Here is a 20407-nt window from a genome sequence, read left to right as displayed (position 1 = left end):
TCGTCTTCGCGAGCGATTTATTGAGTCAGCAAACCCTGCCGCGCGAATTGCGGCAGGGTTTGGCGGACGAAGCCGGTGATCGCGTTGCGCGCTTCGGCAGACGGTTCACTCGATTGCGTGAGCAATGCTTCGACAAGCTCGCTTTCGGTTCGGCTGCCATCGAGCAATGTGAGGAGTGCGCGCTCGGCGGGTTGCAGCGGCACGAGTTTGTGTCGACGCGTTGGCAGCAGATGATTTTGCCGCGCGAGCACTCGTGCCAGGATGTTTGCCGTCGGCCGCTCGGTAACTCGCGATTGCAGATTGAATGGCTCGCGATGAAGCGCGACGAAGTGCGACAGATGCCCCCGCAAGAGCAGCGTCGCGAGAATCGCCCGTTGCTCGGCGACGTTCGCGGCCGGATCGGCAATGTCTTGTAGCGCTGCCGCAAAGAGCGTTTCAAACGGAATCGCGCGAGGCCACTCGCGATAGACGCGAGCTAGCGCGGCTTTCACGATCGGATAGTTTACTTTGATCGACAGCCCCTTCTCGAGCTGAAAAGTAATCGGCTCGGTGGAGCGGACATCGGGCTCGGCATCTTTGGGTTCCGCGAGCGCCGAAACATAAAGCGAAGCGATGGCCGCTTCTTTCGGTGCGCGATCAAGTTCAACTTCGTGGTGCACGAGCAGCGTTCGGCGGAAGGTGCGGTTGGTGAGAAAATCGGCGAACTGCTCGAGCTGAATGAGATCCTGAGAAATACCTTGCAACGCACTCTGCGTCTCTTCCGGCAGATCGTCGAGAACCGTGTGCTGCCAGGCTTCGCTCATGAACTGCAGATGGTGCTTCGCCGCCCGCTCGACGAACTGATGAAAATAGAGCGGCTGGTTCACATCCTCGAGATGCTCGTGAAACAAGTAGCTGTCCGGGGCGTGACTCAGGCCCTCGGCTTCGCCGGCGAGAAGCTGCGAGTAAGGGCTGCTGGCATCGGGCGTGCTCTTGGCCATAAAGCTGAGTAGCGCGCGGGCTTGTTCGACGCGTTGCTTCGGATCGCTGAAAGAGTTGCCGTAGTATCGCATCAGGTCGCGAACAATCGACCTTAGATGCCAACCGGGATAAGCGTTGTAACTGATGTAGGCGATGCCCTGCGGATTGAGCAACTGACGGCAGACAGCGAACGTTTTCTCCTGCACGAACTCCGGCACCCAGGAAAACACGCCGTGCGAGAGGATGTAGTCGAACTTTCCCCAGGAGTCGTCGACATCAGTAATGCTCGCCGCGCGGAGTGTCACATTTTTCAGCCCGGCTTGCTCTACCAGGCGATTGCCGGCCGCGATCTGCGACGGCGAGAGATCCATACCGACGAACTCGCTGTTCGGCAGCGCTTCGGCGAGACAAATCACGTTCATCCCCGTCGCGCAGCCAAGTTCCAGCACGCGACAGCTGCTCGCCTTCGCCGGCTGCATGCCGAAGAGAAGCCCGAGCGTACTCAAACCATCCGGATGCATCGGATAGTGCGGCTTGCTTTCGTAGGGGACTTCTTCGTAGGAGGTGTTCATGGGGGGAAGGGGGCTAGGGGCTGGGAACTGGGGGCTGGGGGCTGGGGAAATGCGAGAAGACAACTATTGAGCCGGTTGTTTCTTCGCCGGCGTCGTGCTCTCGCGCGCAATCCCATTGAAAATATCCCGCACCCATTCAGTTCCTGGACGTTCGGGGCCTTCTTCGTGTTCGGCGGCGAAGTCGAGAGCTTGGATCAGAGGGACCCAGGGAAGGTAGCGCTGCGGCGGGCCTTGTTGTTCGATCTTGGAGGCGACGGGCCAGGTTTTGGTGGGGATCGGGACCCATTCGACGCCTTCGGGAGTCGGGTTTGCACAGTTGGCAGCCGGCGAAGTGACAAGATACTCGCGGCAGGCCATCGGGCGGTCGAGATGGATTGAGCAGGATTCGTCTTCCAGAAACGGGCAAGCCACGCCGAGGCGGAAATAGTCGACGCCGATTTTGAGGACTTCGTCTTCAGGCCACTCGGCGCGCTCGTCGAGCGTTTGCCACATGCCGGCCGTGGTCAGCTTTTCTTTGGCATCGGCAAAGCGGCGAAGGATTTCGGTCTTGCGCGGCTCGGGCATGGCGTCGACCAGGTCGCGAATGCCGTGCGTTTCGACCGGCGCGATCGGCACGAGTTGGCGACAGCACGCGCCGCAACCTTTTTGACACGAGATTGTCAGACCTTTTTCTTCGACGTTCTTTTCGCCGATCTGCACGATGGTGCTGCTGATCGACTGCATCATTGGCAGCAGACTTTTGAGACTGACGTTCGCCGTGGGAACGGTGACTTTGGTTTTGAGCGTGTGATCGCCTATGCGGAGCGCGATGTCTGCGGTGGCGAGTTCTTGGGTGCGCGGTTGAGCCGTTGCGTCGACCATCGGACTTCTCCTTCGACCTGAAATGAATGAGCGAAGTGAAGAGCGCACAATCGCGAGCTTTGTTACGCCCGCGTGAACATTCGCACGTCGAGCAAACCAAAATCGGCATCGCCAGCGACGAGCAATTCTTGCCCCACGCCGCGGACCGGGCCGTTTTCGGTCGTGGCCCAATCGGTCAAACGGCCGAGCTTGGCATCGTTGTTGGCCGACTGACTTGAATTCACATAGAGCGCGGGGAGGTAGCAACTCCGCTGCACACCGTCGGTGAGCGTGAGTTTCGCCGCAGCCCAGATCAAATCGCGCGGCAGTTGCGGCGGCATGACCGAAAGGGATTTGACTTGTTCCCAGGGGACCCAGACGTAATCCTTCATCACCACCACTTCGAGAAACGGCGCGAGGAGTTCATCCGCGTTTTTCAGACCGGTGACTTGTTGGCCGTTCAGTTCGCCGTCGACGCTCGTTTGCTGAGCGGCCGATTGTTCGAGCAGTTGCATGGCGGCGGCTTCTTCGCCCAATCGCAATTTGGCGATGGCATCGAGATGCAGCTGAAACCAGGCCGGGGGATCGATGAAGGTCTCGGGCTTGGCGGCATCGCGAAAGACTTTGATCCGCGATTGTTCGGCAGCGACGATGTTTTGATAAACCGAAACACCCCACGCGGCTTGGGCTTTTTGCACGGCGAGCACTTCGAGCTGCTTGTCGGCTTTGTCCCACAGGCCGGCAAAGGAATAGAGTTCGAAGAGGAAAGTGCGGCCGCGCGTATCGGCGGGGTTGGCTTTCACGAATTGAATTTGAGCATCGATCGCTCCTTGCAGATCACCGGCGTCGAAGGCTTGTTTGGCATCCATGGTGCAAGATTCCGCGGGGGAAGTTTTTAGATGATTTGGAATCAATGTCGCAAAAACGAAAACAGGGGGCAATCACGCCCCCTGTGCCTTGATCGCTACGTTGGGGTGAAGGGCCGCACTGAATGGTCGCACCACTCGCCGTTCGGCCCCTCACCCCAACCCTCTCCCCGGAGTACCGAGGAGAGGGAGTGAGGACGATTCGACTAGCCACCCTTGTTGGCCTTGATGTCGTAGTTCATCGCACCGGCCTTCGTGCCGCTGCCGTCTGGCTTTTGTTCGTAGTATTCGACTTCGAACTTGGCAAAGTTGAGGCTCAGGTTTTCGCTGAGGGCGTCGCCGTGGCCCGAACCGCTGTGTTGCACGCTCGAGACCAGAATGTCGGTCAGCTTGATCTTGAGGTATTCGAGCGGCTTGTCGCCCGCTTTGCGGAAGGTGACCAGGCCGCTGGGGATGTGCTTGCCGGTGCAGACGTGCGACATCAGCAGGGCCGACGACTTGTCGAGGTACTTCGAGATCGAGATGTCGTGGACATTGACCTTGCCGGCGCCACCACCACCACCGACGTTGAAACCACCCTGCTGAGTCACGCCCCAGCTGAACGATTCGATGTGGATTTCGTCCTTGTGCTTGTCGTCCTTCGATTCGCCCTTGATACCTTCCAACTTCAAAAACATGTCAACGGCCATGATCGTTCTCCCTGTGCTTGCAATCGTGTGAGTTTGGTTCGCCCTTCGAATCCCCTGTTGGTTTCAGCTTGGGCTTTACAACACTATTCTCTGGACTTGTCGCCGCGAGTTGCTTGGATTCCTGGAAAATCTTTTTGAGAAGAATTCACCGGCAAGTCGTAGCGACACTTACGTCTCACTGTTCCAATCCCGGCCGCTGTCACTGACGGCCAAAATGTCCATAAATAGATCGCCTCGCCAGACAACTACTGCAGCCAATGCCGGGAATAACGGCTGTTTTGGTTGCGGGAACGCATTCAATGTTGGATGGGGGTATTATCCATGCTCGAAATGGTCATTTGACGTAAGTGAGTTAGCCAAATTTGTTGATTCGTCGGAAACCGCCTTCATGAACGTCTCAAAATTTCTGCGGAGCTTTCGAATTGGCGCCACCGGATTCTTCCACGCGCTCCATCGCGAGCAGAACATGCGACTGCATCTGGTGGCCGCGATCGGCGTCCTTGCCGCTGCCGTTTATTTCCAGTTGGCAACTTGGGAATGGGCTGCCGTCGTCGGGTGCGTGGGAACTGTGATCGCGCTCGAGTGTTTCAATACTGCGCTCGAGTGCCTCGCCGATCGCATAACGCGCGAGCAGGATCCCCTCATTGGCCAAGCCAAGGATTGCAGTTCGGCTGCGGTGCTCGTGGCCGCCATGACTGCTGCGGTGATTGGTGGATTGATCTTTGTGCCGAAGGTGCTTGTGCGACTGGGGTGGTGATGTGACGAACGACGACCGCGCAAGCTTTCGCTGGTGGTTCTTGCCGAGTTGGTTGGGGCTCGACGCGCCATGCGTGGTGACGACTTGGACCTGGGCGCTCAGCCGATCGCTGGGGCAATCGTTGCTCCCCGAAGTTGCTGCGGCGATGTTTTTGGTCGTCTGGTGTATCTACCTTTCCGACCGACTCGTCGACGTGGCCCGTTGTCGCGATTGGTCGCGCGCGACCGGCAGACTCCGCTTCGGGCGTGACTATCGCTGGCTCTTTTTAGTCTGTCTCGCCGTTGGCGCCGCGTGTCTAATCGATGTGCTGTTCTGGCGAGGACTTCCGCGCGATGTTTGGAGACGTGGGGTCGTCGTGGCGTTCGGAATGCTGCTCCACATACTCCTCTTCATTACTCCGATTCTCCCGCGCAAACTTCCCGGCAAGGAATTTGGTGTGGGGATATTCTTCGCGCTTGGCGCGTTTGCCTGCTTGGGAGCAACCGCGCGCTCATTGCCGTTGCTGATTTCAATTGCGCTTGTCGTGGCTTTTAATTGCCTGGTGATTGCTGCTCGCGATGCCGACAGCGATCGCTTGAATGACGGCGGCGCAGCGTCGAATTGGTGGCCGACGCTCGCGCGCGATTTGGCGATCGGAGGAGTACTTCTCACCATCACAGCCGTTGCGCTGGCGATGTTCTCTGTCGATCAGTTGTTTTACATCGCGCTCGCTACAGCATTTGCGCTCCTCACGCTCCTGCATCGTGCTGCGCAGCAGTTCTGTGGCGATGCGGTACGCGCTCTGGCCGATTTCGCACTTTTCACGCCGCTGGTTATATTCGGTCTCACCTACGGAGGACTTCCGATGCGCATTCTTCTCCTCGCCTCTGCCATCTTTCTGTTCACGGTGTCTTTCCTCTGCGCCGCAGAGAAGGACGAACTCTGGAAACAACTCGAGCCGTTTACCAAACCACCGGCTGAGTTCGCGGGGAAGCTTGGCGACTATCGTTCGCCGTTGCTGTTTGCTGATGGCTCGCGCGTGGAGACGAAAGAGGTCTGGCAAAAACGTCGCGCGGAGATTCTCCAGCAGTGGCACGAGCGACTCGGGCCGTGGCCGCCGCTGCTTGAGAAGCCGGTTCTCAAAAAACTAGAAACCGTTGAGAAAGATGGCTACACGCAGCAGCACGTAAACGTGCAAATCTCTGCCGACGGCAAACAGGCCGATGGGTATTTGCTCACACCGAACGGGGCCGGTCCGTTCCCCGCGGTGTTCGTACCTTTCTACGAACCGCAGACAAGCATCGGTGAAGGAAAGAAAGGGCAAGGTACGCACGACTACGGTTTGCAGCTCGTGAAGCGCGGTTTCGTCACGCTCTCAATCGGCACGCCGGGGAGTTTTGAAAACATCGGCGTCGAAACGCGCGAGCTACTCACCCAAGCCGGCAAAGAACAACGTCGGCAACCACTCACGTTGCTCGCCTACGTCGCAGCCAACTGTCACACCGCGCTCGCCCAACTGCCAAACGTCGACCCGAAACGAATCGGCGTGATCGGCCTTTCCTATGGCGGCAAGTGGTCGATGTTCGCCTCCTGCCTGCACGAACCCTTCGCCTGCGCGGTTTGGTCCGACCCGGGCATCGTCTTCAATGAGAAGAATTCGAACGTCAACTATTGGGAGCCTTGGTACCTCGGCTACGATCCGCAAACGACACGCAAACCGGGAGTTCCCTCGGCTGATAATCCACGCACGGGTTTATACAAGCGAATGGCAGACGCTCACGAAGATCTCGTCGATCTGCACGCCCTCATGGCGCCACGGCCTGTCCTCGTTTCCGGAGGAACGGAAGATCCGCCGCGCAACTGGCAACCATTGCAACATCTCATCGCGGTGAATCAACTCCTCGGCGCCGAAAACCGCGTGGCGATGACGGCGCGCAAGGGACATATTCCGACGACGGAAGCGCTGGAACTCGAGTTGGCGTTTCTGGAGTATTGGCTGAAGTAACTCGCTCTCTGCTGCCGAGTTCACCGCGGCCGTTGATTCTTCGGCGCTCCACGAATCGCAGAGCCATTCCGCGCGGCAAGTGGTGCGTCATCATCTTCATCACGTGCATCGACACGATCGAAGTCGCCACTGCCGGTCGCTTCTTGTAGATCGCTGATACTTGGTTCACCGCGACCGATGTTCGTACCGGCCAAGCCGCCGACTGCAGTGCCGCCGCCGGCGGTTCCTGCTGCGTGGATGTCGTCGAGATACTCTTGAGCATCCTGCGAATCGAAGTCTGCTAGCGTGGCTGCAATTCCCGAGCGATTCTCGTGCATCTCGCCTTCGGGCGCGAGCGTATCGCGCGGCGACATTGGCCGGCCGAGATTAAAGTTGCTTCGCTCGCGATGATCGATGGCTTCGGCACACACGACACAATGTCGCACAAACGGCATGGCTTGGAGCCGCTCGGGAACAATGTCTTGATCGCAGTTGTCGCACACGCCGAAGGTGCCATCGTCGAGGCGCTCGATGGCAGCTTGTACTTCAGCAGCGAGGTCTTCTTCGTTTTCGAGCAACGTCGCGTTCAAATCGTGCAGGTATTCTTCGGTTCCCATATCGGCTAAATGCATGGGGGCATTGGACAATTCTGATTCACCCTGGCCGCCGCTCGGCTGCATTGCTTGCGCGGTAACCGCAGTTACAACCCCTAGCAATCGCTCGCGGAGGATGTGCAATTGCTGACGATATTGTTCTAACTCCCGCGTTCTCATCGACTTGCTCCTAAACTCTCAGGCTCTGCATTGGGGAGGTTTCAAGATGTCCGCGGATCTGGCTTTTCCAACTCGGTCCATCGGCCTGGATAGATCGCAAACGTCGCGCCGCATCGAATGGGTCGCAGAGCGCAAGTTGTTTTCGGCTACGGCATGCGGCAGAATCACGGCTAACTCTCCCACGCTATTTCCCTCGGAGTTACCATGCTCACCCGCCGCTTCTTCGCTGCGTTCGCCGCCCTAGCCGTTATCGCCGCCGCCAATTTCGCCTCGGCTGAAACGAAACTTCCCGCCAAGGACAAGTTCCACCTCTTTCTGCTCGTTGGTCAATCGAACATGGCCGGCCGCGGCAAGGTCGAGGATGAAGACAAACGGCCGGACCCGCGCGTCCTCGCGTTGAACAAAGCGGGCGAATGGGTTCCCGCCGTCGACCCGATCCATTTCGACAAAGGCGCCGCCGGCGTCGGTCTGGGGAAATCGTTCGGTTTGCAGATCGCCGAGGCCAACCCCGGCATTACGATTGGTCTCATTCCCTGCGCGGTCGGCGGCTCGCCTATCGACAGCTGGAAGCCGGGGGAGTTTTACAAACCGACCAACAGCCATCCCTGGGACGACGCCATCAAGCGCGCCAAGCTTGCCGTGGAGAAGGGAACGCTCAAGGGCATTCTCTGGCATCAAGGCGAATCGGACTCGAATGCCAAACTCGCGCCGACCTACGATGCCAAGCTGCAGGACTTGGTGAAACGTTTCCGCGCCGAGCTCGGCAGCGACGTGCCGTTCCTCGTCGGTCAGATTGGCCAATTTGAAGACGTGCCGTGGGACGAATACAACCGCCAGGTCGACCAGGCCCACCAGAACTTGTCCAAGCACGTCGTCAACGCGGCTTACGTCTCCGCTGCCGGCCTGAAGCACAAGGGAGACAAAGTCCACTTCGACAGCGCCAGTCTGCGTGAGTTTGGCAAACGTTATGCGGAAGCGTTTACGAAGCTGACGAAGTGAAGTGGAACTCGCATCGACGCTGTATCTAGGCGGAACGCGATGCGCGCCGACCCGGTTATGATGAGCGGACTATGAAAATTCATATCGCTCTTTGCGCATTGCTGCTTGCAACTTCGTCACTCGTTGCCGCGGAGCCCGATAAGGCTCTGCTCGATCTTTCGCTCGTGCCGCCCGAACTCAATTACAAGCCTGGGCCGCAGTACGACGATCAGGTGCGAACGGGCAACATGATCATCGGCATCGATCGCACGCCGAAGGGGCGGTTGTGGGCGTGCTGGGTCGGCAATGGCGATAATCCGAATGGCTTCTTCATGCTCGCCACCAGCGATGATGGCGGCAGCACGTGGTCAAAGCCCAGACTCGTGATTGATCCGACCGATCCGCCGAACGCGCCGCAGCGACGAGCGCTGGTTGGCAATCTGTGGACCGATCCGCAGGGGCGGTTGTGGTTGTTCTTCGATCAAAGCCTCGGTTACTTCGATGGCCGGGGCGGTGATTGGTACATTCGCTGTGATAATCCCGATGCCGACGAGCCGAAGTGGACCGAGCCGGTGCGATTTGCCGATGGCTGCACGCTTTGCAAACCCACGGTGCTGAAAAATGGCGATTGGCTGTTGCCCGTTTCGCTCTGGACCCGCGATCGCATCGGCCCGGAGCTGTTTAAAGAATCGCATCGCGATCTCGATGTCATTCGAATGGCCAACGTCTATGCCTCGGCCGATCAGGGAAAGACTTGGACGCGACGCGGCGGCGTGGCGTTTCCGGAATCGCATTTCGACGAGCACATGATCGTCGAAAAGAACGACAGCAAACTCTGGATGCTTGCGCGGACGAAAGAAGGACTGCACGAAAGTTTTTCCAGCGATCAGGGGAAAACTTGGAGCGCGCCGCAGCAATCGGAGATCAAGAATCTAAGTGCGCGTTTTTTCATTCGCCGATTACAGTCGGGCAAGCTGTTGCTGGTGAAGAATGGTCCTGTCGACGTGCGTCTGACGCGACGGTCGAACATGTGCGCTTATCTTTCGAGCGACGACGGCGAGACCTGGAGCAAGCCGCTGCTGCTCGATGACCGCGGGCTGGTGAGTTACCCCGATGGCTTTCAGGCGCCGGATGGACAGATCCATATTCTCTACGACTGGAACCGTCACACCGATGCGGAGATTCTGCTCGCCAAGTTCCGCGAGGAAGACATCGTGGCTGGCAAGTTTTCTTCACCGGGCGCGAAGGCGAAGATGCTCGTCAACAAAGCCCATTCGCCGCACGCGCCGAAGGAGATTGTGCCTGATCCGAAGTGGACTGCGCAGGCAGCCATCGATGCCAAGGAAGATTTCTCGAGCATCCCGTACGACGGCGTGAAACCGAATAGCATGGTGTGCGACACGACGCTGCGCGAGCTGCCCGATGGCTCGTGGATTCTGTTTATGCTCGCCGGCGGCGACAAAGAGCCGTCGCCGGATAACTACACCGGCGTGACGCGCAGCAATGACAAAGGCAAAACGTGGTCGAAGCTGGAGCGATTCGACGTTGGCTTTCCACGCGAAGGAAAAACGATCGGCCAGGGTCCAACGGAGCTGATGATTCGCGATGGTCGGGCGACTTTGTTCTTCTCGACGCATTCGAAGCACTGGAACAGCGATTGGCGAAGTTGGTTTCTGACGAGCGACGATTCGTTTAAGACTCGGAGCAAGCCGTTTGAAGTGCCGGGTCGATTGAAAGAGCGAACATTCATTCGAAATCACATCGTCACACGCGATGGCAGGATTCTGTTGCCGTTTCAGCATTACATCGGCCCGGAAGATCAGCAGGATCGGCCGCCGCTGGATCGCGATTTCACCAACCCGCGCAACGGCGTACTGCTGAGCAGCGACGGCGGGAAGACTTGGAGCGAGCATGGCAACGTGCGACTCACGCCCAACGATCGTTACTTCGGCTGGGCCGAGAGTAATCTCGTCGAACTCGCCAGCGGCAAGATCGGCATGATCATTCGCGGCGATGGTCTCGGCGGATTTCTTTACGCCGCATATTCAAAAGACGGTAAGGCATGGCCGGAGTACGCGAGCGCGACGAAGATTCCGAATCCCGGCAGCAAGGCGACGCTCTATTCACTCGGCGGCGACACTGTCGCGCTGTTGCACAACCCGAACTCGAAACATCGCAGTCCGATGGCGTTGTGGATCAGTTTCGACGGCATGAAGACCTGGCCGTATCAGCGCGTGCTGCAAGCCGAGAGCGTCGATGGGCCGAAGGGGCGCATGAATTATCCCGATGGCTTTGTGAGTGCGGATAAACAGTGGTTGCATTTTGCCTTCGACGACAACCGGCATCGGGCCGTGCATTACAGCGCGAAGCTGCCGCCGTTGGCGAAGTAGGAAGCCCGCAGCGTGAGCGAGGGATTGGGCGTGTGGACGCAACTTTTGGTAACGTGCGGTAGCACCATTCGCGGCGGCTGAGTTGTGCAAGGATTGGTAAGCGATTTCGAGTTCGTTCCCGCTGTCCTTGGTGCTGTCGCACGTTGGCGGATCTGATGTCCTCGCGTCCAAATCCCTCGCTAACGCGTCGGGCTTTCTGAATGAAGTGACCTACGAGGAATGAGAAATATGTTGCGAGTCATTTTCCTGTCGTTGCTGCTGATCACCGCCGCCGACGATCCGTGCGAACAACCCACACCGCAGGAGATGGCCGATAAGGTTGGCGTGAAGTTGCCGCCGTCGCCTTGGCATGTCGCCAATATTTGGTGGGACTTTGAAATGCCCACCGATGATTTCACGTCGCTCGAAATGGATGTGACGATCGATCGCGACGTGCCCGAGAAATACAACCTGTATGTCTCGCCCTGCGGCATTGCCAAGATCAACGGCTTGCAGTTTTATGGTGGATTGCAGACCAATATCAACGGCTGGGCCGACAAGGAAAGTCGCACTCGCGTGCATCGTGGGCTCGGCGCGATCTTCTCGCGCTGGTCAGCCGATAAGAAGACCAAGATTGGCCTCGAGCACGTGCGAGTCGCTGCTGATGACTGCCTGATGGAAAGCGCTGGCTACGAAGGAGAGTTCGCCAGCGTGCGGCGGCCGTATGTTTGGAAGAAAGGGAAGTACACCTGGAGCATCACCAAGGGTGACACGATCGATCACAAAGATGCCCGGGCGACGTGGTTCACTTGCCGCGTGAAAGAACATGCGACCGGCACGACGACCGACATCGGCAGCCTGCTGTTCGAGGGAGAAAAGTTTCAGTTCTGGAACCGGCACTCGGCGTTTGTCGAAGTTTATTCGACGAGCAAGATTCCCCGCTCGAACATTCCGCTAGTGAACATTACCTTCGGTTGGCCGCGACTCAACGACAAGCCCGCGGCAGTGAAGAAAGCGTCGGCATATTATCCCGATCCCACCAAGGGCTCACCGGGCTCGCCTGACTGCGCGAACGTAAAGGCCGTCGGCGATGCCTGCGTGGTGGAAGTAGGACCGATCTTCAAACGGGATGAAGCCCAGCGGCGACATCCCTTACTGATTGAAAAGCAGAGCCCTTGAGTTTTGGCTACGGGATGATTTCGCCGCCGCCACGAGTGACCATCGCGCCGGCCACTTTTATGTCGATGGAGTCTTGCAAGAACCGAACCGAGCCATCGCCAAAGCCAGCCATCACGCCGGCAGGATGAAAGCTGAACATTTCGTCTTCGTTAGTCGCGTTGATGGCATAGGGCCCGGTTTGTGGGCTGCCCGTGACCGTCGCGCCGTGAATGATGTGCTCGTTGGTGTCGGCAAAGGCGCTGCCGTTGCCGTTTTGCAGGGTGGGCTGCAGTTTCAAGCCGCGGCGATAGCGCTTCGGCCGACCGCAATCTTCATCGAGCCAGAAGGTATTCGACAAGCCGTCGGTGATCTCGGCGAAGCGGATCATTTCATTTACCTTCATCACGCCTTGGCCGCTCACGGCCACCGTGCCGCGATCGACCAGGCCGTAAGGATTCAGGCCAGCAGCATCAATGCCGTTCAAAATGCCGTAGTCCGAAACTGACGAGCGGGGCACATCGTAGCGCTTCTGGTCGGGGGTCGAGGGGCAGATGAAAACTTTGAGGTGCGTTTCGACAACTGGCAAGTTGCCGGCGTCGGTCCAATCGAGATCGTAACGATACTTGTCGGACAAATTCTTCTGTTCCATGAACGGCAAGATGAACGGCGCCCAGCCGTGCTTGATGTTCACCGGAATGTTGAACTTGCTGTGTGCAGGAGTAATCGACGCACCGCGCACGGCGCCGGGCGGCAGCACCAGGTACGTATCGTGAAAATGGTGCATCGAGAGCATGATCTGCTTGACGTTGTTGCTGCACTGCATTCGCCGCGCGGCTTCGCGAGCCGATTGCACGGCGGGAAGCAGCAGCGCGACCAGCACGCCGATAATGGCGATGACGACAAGCAACTCGACCAGCGTGAATGCGCGGCGAGACAAATTCGGGCGAGACATTAGGGGACCTCAAAGCGGGTGAGTTGATTGGTTTTGGGTTCAACCGTCACCGACCAGGGAGAGCGGGCGGCATCAAAAAAAGAATCGGCCAAGCGATTCTTGGGGGGCGGTCGCGTCGAATCTTCCGTAGCGCCGCCGTTGTCTTCGTCCCAGCGCGCGAGGAGCTTATAGTTGCCGGCCGGAGCACCATCGGCATCGGCGAAACAACCAAACTGAAATTTGCCTTCGGGATTTACCACCGCTTGCGGAAAACCATGGGGCCAGAGTGTTTGGTCGCCGGCCACTTCGGGGTGCAGAATCACGCGAGCGCCAGCGGCGGGCTGACCCTGGACAAAGAGTTCACCGCGAACGGGGTAGGTTTTGGGGTGCGTTGAGCCGCCACAACCGGCTAACAAAAGCAGCGCAGTAACGAGCGAAAAGCGGCGAACAGCGACGGTCAGATTGATGGTGGCATTCAACATGCCGACCACTTTAGGCGCAGTGGCCAGGGGCGCGAATCGTTCTTCGCGAGAACTTCACACGGGTTTCTCTGAACGTTTGCAGTAGAGGCTGATTGCGGCAATTCGCGAAGATTTTCGGCCGCAGCAAGCAAACATTTACGGCTTCATGGCAGCAATAACCGCTTCGGTCACATCGTTGTCTTCGTGCGCATAGACGATCGCGCGGTTGACTCCTTTGAGGACGCTGTCGCGGTCGCCGCGGTTCATGGTTTCGTTCCCCTGGCGAATGACCATGGTCACGCCACGCTTGCGGGCGACCAGTTTGATGGCCCGTTCCATTTCGGTGTAAGTATCGAAATAGACTTCGCCCTCGCGTTTGAGAAACTCGGCTTTTTTTTGTGCGATCTTGGATTGCATCGCCAGGACTTGCTGCTTGTTCTGCAATTCGGCCTGCGCCGCTTCGTCGCTGCCGGCCGGTAATAACTTGCGTTTCTCTTCGGACTCTTTGATTTCAGCGGCGGCGGTTTTTACGGCGGCGTCGAAGGTGTCGACGTCCGCTTTGAGTTCCTTCATCTTCGTGATCTGACTGTCCGCCTTTTCGAAGACCTTGGCGACGTCGATGACCGCGACCACAGAAGGCGGCAACTTCACTGTATCGGCGCCCTCGGGCGCGGCCTGCGCCAGATCGGCGAGCTTCCAGGCAACAGCGGCTGCGAGCGCAGCCAGACACAGAACCTTCCAGGATAACTGACGCATGGCAACCTCCTTGCGCGAGAGTATTCGATTCCGAATTAAGTTCCGTCAGGCTTCTTTTCGTTTAGTGCATTGAGGACGTCGTCGGTAATGTCGAGGCCGTCCTGATAAACGACGTCGCGATTGAGATTCTTGAGGATCTCCGGCAGCGGCTGACTCTCGTCGGCTGCACTGTTCTGGCGGAGGACAAGCTTGAGGCCGCGGTCCTGGCAGATTTTTTTGATCTGTTCGTCGACGTCTTTTTGCGTGGTGATAAGGATGCCGACTTCTCGCTTTTGCAATTTTGCCCGTTCGGTTTCGACAAAGATGCGGAGGTCGTTTTGCAGCTTGAGGAGCGTCTGCTGGATGCGAACTTGTTCCTGCGAGCCGGGCATGGCTTTGCGGAGTTGGTTGAGCGTGGTTTCGATTTCGACTTGGCGCACTTGCACCGACTCGTCGAGTTCCTTGGCGTTCTCACGCAGCGGCTGCAAACGCAGGGCGTGCTTCTTGTAGTTGTTGAAAACCTTATCGAGATTGATGACGGCGACGGGGAAAGATTTGTCTTGCGCGACGGCTGCGATGGGGAGCAGGCAGCAGATAGCAATCACCGCAAGGCGATGAAGTGAACGAGGGGAGAACATGGCAATGATCTCGCAGGCGGGAAGGGACGGTTTGCAGCCTGCTGTTGTAGCAGTTTTGACTGGCGCTCGGTACTGATCTCGATGGGAGCGAGGTGCAGCGAGTTTCTTCTTGACAGACCGCAGCACGCGGAGAGATGCTGGCAATTGCTGGCTCGGGAATTTTATATCTCATCTCTCCCGACCGGCAGTTCTCATCTTTTCATACTGTTTTCTTCATCATCATGGGAGTTCTCTCATGCAACGCGCAACTTCTTGGCGCTGGGAATGGGTTGTCATTGGCTTGATTGTGTTGGTTTTCTTCGCGCTGAGCCCGCCGCTCATCCTGCGTGCTCGCGAGCTACAGCGCCGCAATGCCTGCGGCGACAATCTCAAAGGGCTCATGATTGGTTTGCAGAATTATCACGACACGTTTTTATATTTGCCGTACGGGGCGCAGTCGCGCCAGAGCGGTGAAGAGTTGAGCATGGGCAAATCGTGGTTGCTGGCCAGTTCGCCGTTCTTGGATGGCAACCGCAAGATTTATGACCAGGCCGTTGCCGCGGAAGTGGCGGATGTGAAGAACGACTATGCCAGCGCAGCCGTGCTGCGTGCGCTCGACCGGCCCAAGATCGGCATCTTCCTCTGCCCGTCGAGTCCACTCCCTGCGCTCGAGTTGGTGCAGGGAGTCGAGGCCACCATCCCTTCGTACGTTGGTTTGATGGGCGCAGATCCGCGCTTGCCCAGCAGTGAGGAGCTTTCGCCAAGCATGGGAGACAAAGCCTTCACGGAAGGGCGGATTGCACGAGGCGTGAGCAACGGCGATCAGTTCAGCTCTGGCGGCATGCTGACGATCAACGAGAGCTTCACCTTCGCCGCTTGCATCGATGGGATTGCGAATACGGTCGTGCTCGGCGAGACATCGAACTGGTATCAGCAAGATGGAAAGAATTATCGGATCGATGGCGCACGGGGCGCGCACTGGATGTCGGGAACGAACTTACCGGGACGGCCTGAGTTTCGTGAGGGTAAGTTTCCCGGCAAGGCCTACAATCTCACTGCGCTGCGGTTTCCGGTCGGCACCGATGGGACGGCGTTGAATTCGCCGCGGATCGGCAGCGGCGACACGGGCATTGCCGAAGATCACGGCGCAAACAATCCACTCGTCTCGGCGCATGCGGGGGGCGTGATGGTGGCATTTCTTGATGGCCACACGTTGCTGCTTTCGAAGCAGACTGACCTGTATATCCAGAAACGGCTCGTCACCCGCGACGATAATGGCGGGGCATGCGGCGATGACTAAACTTTAAGCGTCTTGCATGGCCCGATGGCGACCGTCGACATTTTGTTGAGCGGATAGCGGTCGAGAATGCGGCGGATGTCGGCGACGGTGACGTTGCGATAGGCAGCCACCGTTTCGCGAACGGTTTTGTATTGTTGGCGTTGCACCCAGCCGTTGCCGACGCTGAACATGCGGCTGGCGGGGCGTTCGGCTTGCAGGACGATTTGGGCGCAGACTTTGTTCTTGGCTTGCTCGAGTTCCTCCTCGGTTACGCCGCCGTCCTGAGCTTCGGCGAGAACTTCGGTCATGTGATCGAAATTGTCTTGCGCTTCATCGGGAGCACAGCAGAGGAACGACATATACATGCCGGACCCTTGATACTCGGCGGCGCTGATGGCGGCGCACTCGGCGGCACCGGTGTCGACGAGTTCCCAGAAGAGTCGGCTGCCGCTGTCGTCGCCGATGATCGTGGTCATCAGGCGGGCGGCGTAACGCTCATCGTCTTCGGCGGCGGGGGCACTGCCGGCTTGGATCACGTACTGCTGAACGGCAGTGCTCTTTTCATAGATGGCAAAGCGCTGCTGTGGCACGGCGGCTTCGAGCTTGCGCTGCGTGGGAAAGGCTTTCCAACTGCCACAGTTCTTCTCTGCTGCGGCGACCAGACCGGCGAAGTCGACATTGCCGGCGGCAGAGAGCACGATGTTCCGCGGGCTGTAACGCTCTTCGAAGTAAGCCAGCATTTGATCGCGCTGCAGCTTCTCAATGCTCTCGACCGTGCCAAGCACGCTGCGGCCGAGCGGGTGCTGACCAAAGTGGAGGGCCATGCACTTTTCATGAGCGTTGAACGGCGGCTCGTCTTCGTACTTGGCGATTTCTTTGAGAATGACTTGCTTCTCGGTATCGAAATCATCCTGCCGCAGCGAGGGGCGGAGGATGTCGGCGAGGAGGGCAACGATCTTCGGCTGATCTTCGGGCAGGGTCGTGGCGTAGTAGACAGTTTGCTCTTCGTTGGTGAAGGCATTGCTCGAACTGGTGAGTTCGTCGAGCTCGCGATTCACGTCGAGCGAGGTGCGGGTCGGCGTCCCTTTAAAGACCATGTGTTCGAGGAAGTGGCTCACGCCGCTGACGGCATCGTTTTCGTCGCGGGCGCCGGTCTTCACAAAGAAAGCATACGAAGCCGAGTACGCCTGCGGGTTGCATTCGGCGACGATGGTGAGTCCGTTGTCGAGCGTTTGCTTACGAAATTCCAGTGCCATCGTGTTCCCAGGTCAGATTGCCGAGAGAGTTGCGGTTGGGGTACCTCTCAATCGTTGCTCACAGCGGCCCGTTCGGCCAGTCCCCACACAGGACAGGGGCGGGAGGTGGGAGGGGAGGGACAGGAAGACGCGGCCATCCAAAAGCAAATTTAACACGAGATAGAGGAATTCCGGATTTGCTTCGGATATGATGCAGAAGTCTTCTCCAGGAGCCAGCCTGGCACACTTCTCCTTTGTTCTCTCGCGCTCCAATTGGATTCACGCCGATGACGGCAGGTAAATGGATGTCGCGGCCCTTGTGCCGCAGTTGGTTGCTGGGTTGCTGGGCTTTGCTCGCGATTCCGGCCTTTCATTCCGCTCTCTTGGCTCAAGAGAAGCCGGCAGCGCCGCCGCAACCGGTGGCCGCCGAAGTCAAACCGGCCGATGCTGCGGCGCCAGAGGTCATCGATCCCAAGCTGGCCAAAATCTTTGCCGGCAGCAATCCGACCGGCACGGCCGATCTGAAGTTGATGCAGGACCACGTCCGTAAGATCACCGCCAAGCTGCAAGCCGCCACCGTCGGCGTGACTGTCGGCAATGCGCAAGGAAGCGGCGTGATCATGAATAAAGAAGGCTTTGTGCTGACGGCGGCCCACGTGTCGGGTCAGCCCAAGCGGCAAGTGATTTTTCAGCTGGCGGATGGCCGCAAATTGTCGGGCGAAACGCTCGGTCTCGATCGCAGCACCGACGGCGGGCTGATGAAAATCACCGAGGGCAAAGATTTTCCACATCTCGACATGGGCGACTCGGCGGCCTTGCGTGAGGGCCAATGGGTGCTCGCCACCGGGCATCCCGGCGGCTTTCAATCCGATCGTCAGCCGGTGCTGCGGTTGGGGCGATTGCTGCTCGTTGAGCGCACAGTGCTGACGACCGATTGCACGCTCGTCGGCGGCGATTCGGGCGGCCCACTGTTCGATATGGAAGGCAAAATCATCGGTATCAACAGCCGCATCGCCACGCCGCTGACGGCCAACATGCATGTGCCGGTCAATACGTTCAAGGAAACCTGGGACCGTCTGAACAAAGGTGAGGCCTGGGGGCATTTTCCCGGACAAGAGCCTTATCTGGGCGTCCGTGGCGAGAAGGATGCCAAAAATGCCAAAATCGCTCACATCTTTCCGAGCTCTCCGGCAGACAAAGCGGGTTTAAAGGTGGGCGACGTGATCGAGAAGTTTGGCGAGCACGACATTACGGATTTTCCATCTCTTTCCACGCACGTTCAGGAGCGCCAGCCTGGCGACCGCATCAAAGTAAAAGTGAAGCGGGGCGAGGAGAGCGTCGAACTTCGTTTGGTGCTGGGAAAGAAGGGGGAATAAGCCTCGGTGTTGAGCTTGCTCGGCACCTGCGCCGCGCGGCGAACGAAGCCGTTGTCAATCGCAACGGCAGCTCGCTAGCGTGACAAAAGCCGCCAACCACGAAAAATTAGACCTGCATCCCCCAGCACTGTATGATTGGCTTAGTCCTTCTTGAAACAAAGGACGATAGTTTGCGCAAGATGATCTGGTGATGCGAAAGAGCATCGATAGTAGAAAGCAGTTCGCAGTTAAGTAGATCTTCGGGAACAAGAATATGAAGTTGTCAGCCGGCGGATCGTGGCGATGGACTGTGTTGATTCCCCTGGTGATGCCCGTGATGTTGCTCGGAGCGGTTGCCGCTCCCGCAGCCGAACGGTCGCACGCCAAGGTGCTGGCTGCGTTTCGCGACGTAGTAAAGGACCCCGCTCAAAGCACCGTTCGCATTTTTGCTGACGGCCGTAAAGCCGCTCTCGGCGCGGTGGTAGATCAGCAGGGCTTTGTGATCACCAAGGCCAGCGAACTGAAGGGAAAGATCGAGTGCCAGTTGCAAGACGGCCGTCGCGTGGCGGCGGACATCGTCGGCAAGGACACCGCTGTCGATCTCGCGCTGCTCAAGATCGATGCCAACAAACTGCACACCATCAACTGGGCCGACTCGTCCGACGCGACTGTCGGCAGCTGGTTGATCACGACCGGCCTCGAAGTGGATCCGGTTGCGATCGGTGTGGTAAGCGTTGGCGCTCGCAAGATCGCTGCTCCCTCGGGCGCGATGGGCGTGCAACTCGATCAAAAAGACGACGTTGCTCGCATCGAAAAGGTGATGCCCGACAGCGCCGCGGAGCGTGCCGGCGTGCTGGCCGGCGACACCGTGCTGAAGGTCAATGAAAAAGAGATCAAGGGTCGCCAAAACCTGATCGAAACGGTCCGCAATTTCATGCCCGGCGAACGGATCAATCTGCTCGTCAAACGGGGCGACAAAGAGATGACGCTCACGGTCACGCTCGGCAATCTGGCTCAGCTCTTCAGCGGTGGTCACGACCGGGCCGACTTTCAGAATAACCTCGGCGGTCAGTTGAGCGAACGCAAAGCCGGCTTCTCGTCGGCCGTTCAACACGACACCGTCCTCAAGCCGACCGACTGCGGCGGCCCGATTGTCGATCTCGATGGCAAGTGCCTGGGCATCAACATCGCTCGCGCCGGCCGCGTCGAAAGCTACTTCCTACCGGCTTCGCTCGTCCGCCAGGTGGTCGACAAACTGAAAACGGCAGCCGATGCCGCTCAGAAAAAACTGACCGACGTTTCGGCTCCTTCGGAAGCAACGAAGACCCAGTAAGTTCGCCTTCGCTCGACGACAAACATCCACAAACCAAAACGGCCCGGCCATTCGCTGTTAGAATGGACCGGGCCGCTTTATTTTCCCTTGTCTCCTCTTTCTCTTCACAAGGATCGCGACCATGACTGACCGAGCCGAACGTCTCCGGGCCGCGATTGCCGAACTCGAACGAGAACTTCGTCAGCTGGAGGAATCAGATCCAGAAACCCGCGCTAGTCTTCACGGCGCTGCCTCCGACCTCTCGCTCGCGCTGCAAAAGCCCGACGCCAAGCCCGCCGATACAGCCGCCTCGCGAAACTTGATCGAACAAAAGGTGCTGGAATTCGAAGCCTCGCACCCAGAAGTGTCATCTGCCCTCGCCCGCTTCATCGACATGCTGGGTCAAATCGGCATTTAGCCCCACTGTCGTCGTTTTCTCCGAAAACAATGGTTAAGGTTGACCTGAAGCGTCCTAAGGAACGAGCCCCGCGAAGTTCCGCTTTTGGCGAGCGACGGTAGCGCGGCGCTGCCTATTGCCAGCGGATCACTTCGCTGTC

Annotated in this window: 19 protein-coding genes; 9 read left to right on the top strand and 10 right to left on the bottom strand. The window is 58.3% G+C overall.

The genetic code is table 11. From position 1 onward, the window contains the following. Positions 1-17: 17 nt before the first annotated feature. From M9Q49_RS27640 to M9Q49_RS27625, 4 genes are all read right to left on the bottom strand, one after another. Entirely contained in the window at positions 18-1532 is a 1515-nt protein-coding gene (locus tag M9Q49_RS27640; protein WP_254512542.1) for a methyltransferase regulatory domain-containing protein, read from the bottom strand. Positions 1533-1595: 63 nt separating this feature from the next. Continuing rightward, positions 1596-2393 (bottom strand): YkgJ family cysteine cluster protein, encoded by a 798-nt coding sequence (locus M9Q49_RS27635; RefSeq protein ID WP_254512541.1) that lies wholly within the window; start codon positions 2391-2393, stop codon positions 1596-1598. Positions 2394-2455: 62 nt separating this feature from the next. Next, positions 2456-3241 carry a type VI secretion system accessory protein TagJ gene (locus tag M9Q49_RS27630; RefSeq protein ID WP_254512540.1) on the bottom strand — a complete coding sequence of 262 codons (786 nt, stop codon included), beginning with the start codon at positions 3239-3241 and terminating at the stop codon, positions 2456-2458. A 203-nt stretch (positions 3242-3444) separates the two neighbouring features. Then, positions 3445-3927, bottom strand: coding sequence for an Hcp family type VI secretion system effector (locus M9Q49_RS27625; RefSeq protein WP_254512539.1), 483 nt, complete (start codon positions 3925-3927; stop codon positions 3445-3447). Positions 3928-4315: 388 nt separating this feature from the next. Here M9Q49_RS27625 and M9Q49_RS27620 point away from each other — a divergent pair, with 388 nt between their 5' ends. Continuing rightward, positions 4316-4684, top strand: coding sequence for a diacylglycerol kinase family protein (locus tag M9Q49_RS27620; RefSeq protein WP_254512538.1), 369 nt, complete (start codon positions 4316-4318; stop codon positions 4682-4684). Between the two features lies 1 nt (position 4685). Then, positions 4686-6668 (top strand): alpha/beta hydrolase family protein, encoded by a 1983-nt coding sequence (locus M9Q49_RS35835; RefSeq protein WP_254512537.1) that lies wholly within the window; start codon positions 4686-4688, stop codon positions 6666-6668. A gap of 20 nt (positions 6669-6688) precedes the next feature. Here the strand turns inward: M9Q49_RS35835 and M9Q49_RS27610 are convergent, their stop codons facing one another. Further along, positions 6689-7420 (bottom strand): TraR/DksA family transcriptional regulator, encoded by a 732-nt coding sequence (locus M9Q49_RS27610; protein WP_254512536.1) that lies wholly within the window; start codon positions 7418-7420, stop codon positions 6689-6691. A gap of 204 nt (positions 7421-7624) precedes the next feature. Between M9Q49_RS27610 and M9Q49_RS27605 the strand changes: the two genes are divergently transcribed. From M9Q49_RS27605 to M9Q49_RS27595, 3 genes are all read left to right on the top strand, one after another. Then, positions 7625-8419, top strand: coding sequence for a sialate O-acetylesterase (locus tag M9Q49_RS27605; RefSeq protein WP_254512535.1), 795 nt, complete (start codon positions 7625-7627; stop codon positions 8417-8419). A gap of 71 nt (positions 8420-8490) precedes the next feature. Then, positions 8491-10788 carry a sialidase family protein gene (locus M9Q49_RS27600; protein WP_254512534.1) on the top strand — a complete coding sequence of 766 codons (2298 nt, stop codon included), beginning with the start codon at positions 8491-8493 and terminating at the stop codon, positions 10786-10788. Positions 10789-11016: 228 nt separating this feature from the next. Then, entirely contained in the window at positions 11017-11946 is a 930-nt protein-coding gene (locus M9Q49_RS27595; protein WP_254512533.1) for a hypothetical protein, read from the top strand. Between the two features lie 7 nt (positions 11947-11953). Here the strand turns inward: M9Q49_RS27595 and M9Q49_RS27590 are convergent, their stop codons facing one another. The 4 genes from M9Q49_RS27590 to M9Q49_RS27575 form a co-directional block, all read right to left on the bottom strand. Beyond that, entirely contained in the window at positions 11954-12877 is a 924-nt protein-coding gene (locus M9Q49_RS27590; protein WP_254512532.1) for a DUF1559 domain-containing protein, read from the bottom strand. Further along, a complete protein-coding gene (locus M9Q49_RS27585; RefSeq protein WP_254512531.1) occupies positions 12877-13338 on the bottom strand; it encodes a hypothetical protein in 462 nt (153 codons plus the stop codon). Before M9Q49_RS27585 ends, M9Q49_RS27590 begins: the two co-directional genes overlap by 1 nt. Positions 13339-13473: 135 nt before the next feature. Then, positions 13474-14073 carry an OmpH family outer membrane protein gene (locus M9Q49_RS27580; protein ID WP_254512530.1) on the bottom strand — a complete coding sequence of 200 codons (600 nt, stop codon included), beginning with the start codon at positions 14071-14073 and terminating at the stop codon, positions 13474-13476. Positions 14074-14108: 35 nt separating this feature from the next. Then, positions 14109-14690, bottom strand: coding sequence for an OmpH family outer membrane protein (locus M9Q49_RS27575; protein ID WP_254512529.1), 582 nt, complete (start codon positions 14688-14690; stop codon positions 14109-14111). Positions 14691-14925: 235 nt separating this feature from the next. Here M9Q49_RS27575 and M9Q49_RS27570 point away from each other — a divergent pair, with 235 nt between their 5' ends. Further along, positions 14926-15969 (top strand): DUF1559 family PulG-like putative transporter, encoded by a 1044-nt coding sequence (locus M9Q49_RS27570; RefSeq protein WP_254512528.1) that lies wholly within the window; start codon positions 14926-14928, stop codon positions 15967-15969. On the opposite strand, the gene M9Q49_RS27565 is transcribed toward M9Q49_RS27570, so the two are convergent. After that, the gene (locus M9Q49_RS27565) at positions 15966-17204 is read right to left on the bottom strand and encodes a M16 family metallopeptidase (RefSeq protein ID WP_254512527.1); all 1239 of its coding nucleotides are present in this window, start codon (positions 17202-17204) and stop codon (positions 15966-15968) included. The genes M9Q49_RS27570 and M9Q49_RS27565 overlap by 4 nt on opposite strands. A 284-nt stretch (positions 17205-17488) precedes the next feature. Here M9Q49_RS27565 and M9Q49_RS27560 point away from each other — a divergent pair, with 284 nt between their 5' ends. The 3 genes from M9Q49_RS27560 (at position 17489) to M9Q49_RS27550 (ending at position 20268) form a co-directional block, all read left to right on the top strand. Then, positions 17489-18559, top strand: a complete 1071-nt coding sequence (locus M9Q49_RS27560) for a S1C family serine protease (protein ID WP_254512526.1) — start codon at positions 17489-17491, stop codon at positions 18557-18559. A 253-nt stretch (positions 18560-18812) separates the two neighbouring features. Next, on the top strand, positions 18813-19871 hold the full coding sequence (locus tag M9Q49_RS27555; protein WP_254512525.1) for a S1C family serine protease: 1059 nt from the start codon (positions 18813-18815) through the stop codon (positions 19869-19871). Between the two features lie 121 nt (positions 19872-19992). Continuing rightward, a complete protein-coding gene (locus M9Q49_RS27550) occupies positions 19993-20268 on the top strand; it encodes a DUF4404 family protein (RefSeq protein WP_254512524.1) in 276 nt (91 codons plus the stop codon). The last annotated feature ends 139 nt before the right edge of the window (positions 20269-20407 follow it).

Source organism: Anatilimnocola floriformis, from assembly GCF_024256385.1.
In the GTDB taxonomy this organism is placed as follows: domain Bacteria; phylum Planctomycetota; class Planctomycetia; order Pirellulales; family Pirellulaceae; genus Anatilimnocola; species Anatilimnocola floriformis.
Note: the sequence above shows the minus strand (reverse complement) of the source record. Positions and strands in the feature narration are given on the sequence as shown.

Coding starts and splice junctions, on each gene's coding strand:
- M9Q49_RS27640 (WP_254512542.1), bottom strand. CDS start 1,532: ATGAACACCTCCTACGAAGAAGTCCCCTACGAAAGCAAGCCGCACTAT.
- M9Q49_RS27635 (WP_254512541.1), bottom strand. CDS start 2,393: ATGGTCGACGCAACGGCTCAACCGCGCACCCAAGAACTCGCCACCGCA.
- M9Q49_RS27630 (WP_254512540.1), bottom strand. CDS start 3,241: ATGGATGCCAAACAAGCCTTCGACGCCGGTGATCTGCAAGGAGCGATC.
- M9Q49_RS27625 (WP_254512539.1), bottom strand. CDS start 3,927: ATGGCCGTTGACATGTTTTTGAAGTTGGAAGGTATCAAGGGCGAATCG.
- M9Q49_RS27620 (WP_254512538.1), top strand. CDS start 4,316: ATGAACGTCTCAAAATTTCTGCGGAGCTTTCGAATTGGCGCCACCGGA.
- M9Q49_RS27610 (WP_254512536.1), bottom strand. CDS start 7,420: ATGAGAACGCGGGAGTTAGAACAATATCGTCAGCAATTGCACATCCTC.
- M9Q49_RS27605 (WP_254512535.1), top strand. CDS start 7,625: ATGCTCACCCGCCGCTTCTTCGCTGCGTTCGCCGCCCTAGCCGTTATC.
- M9Q49_RS27600 (WP_254512534.1), top strand. CDS start 8,491: ATGAAAATTCATATCGCTCTTTGCGCATTGCTGCTTGCAACTTCGTCA.
- M9Q49_RS27595 (WP_254512533.1), top strand. CDS start 11,017: ATGTTGCGAGTCATTTTCCTGTCGTTGCTGCTGATCACCGCCGCCGAC.
- M9Q49_RS27590 (WP_254512532.1), bottom strand. CDS start 12,877: ATGTCTCGCCCGAATTTGTCTCGCCGCGCATTCACGCTGGTCGAGTTG.
- M9Q49_RS27585 (WP_254512531.1), bottom strand. CDS start 13,338: ATGTTGAATGCCACCATCAATCTGACCGTCGCTGTTCGCCGCTTTTCG.
- M9Q49_RS27580 (WP_254512530.1), bottom strand. CDS start 14,073: ATGCGTCAGTTATCCTGGAAGGTTCTGTGTCTGGCTGCGCTCGCAGCC.
- M9Q49_RS27575 (WP_254512529.1), bottom strand. CDS start 14,690: ATGTTCTCCCCTCGTTCACTTCATCGCCTTGCGGTGATTGCTATCTGC.
- M9Q49_RS27570 (WP_254512528.1), top strand. CDS start 14,926: ATGCAACGCGCAACTTCTTGGCGCTGGGAATGGGTTGTCATTGGCTTG.
- M9Q49_RS27565 (WP_254512527.1), bottom strand. CDS start 17,204: ATGGCACTGGAATTTCGTAAGCAAACGCTCGACAACGGACTCACCATC.
- M9Q49_RS27560 (WP_254512526.1), top strand. CDS start 17,489: ATGTCGCGGCCCTTGTGCCGCAGTTGGTTGCTGGGTTGCTGGGCTTTG.
- M9Q49_RS27555 (WP_254512525.1), top strand. CDS start 18,813: ATGAAGTTGTCAGCCGGCGGATCGTGGCGATGGACTGTGTTGATTCCC.
- M9Q49_RS27550 (WP_254512524.1), top strand. CDS start 19,993: ATGACTGACCGAGCCGAACGTCTCCGGGCCGCGATTGCCGAACTCGAA.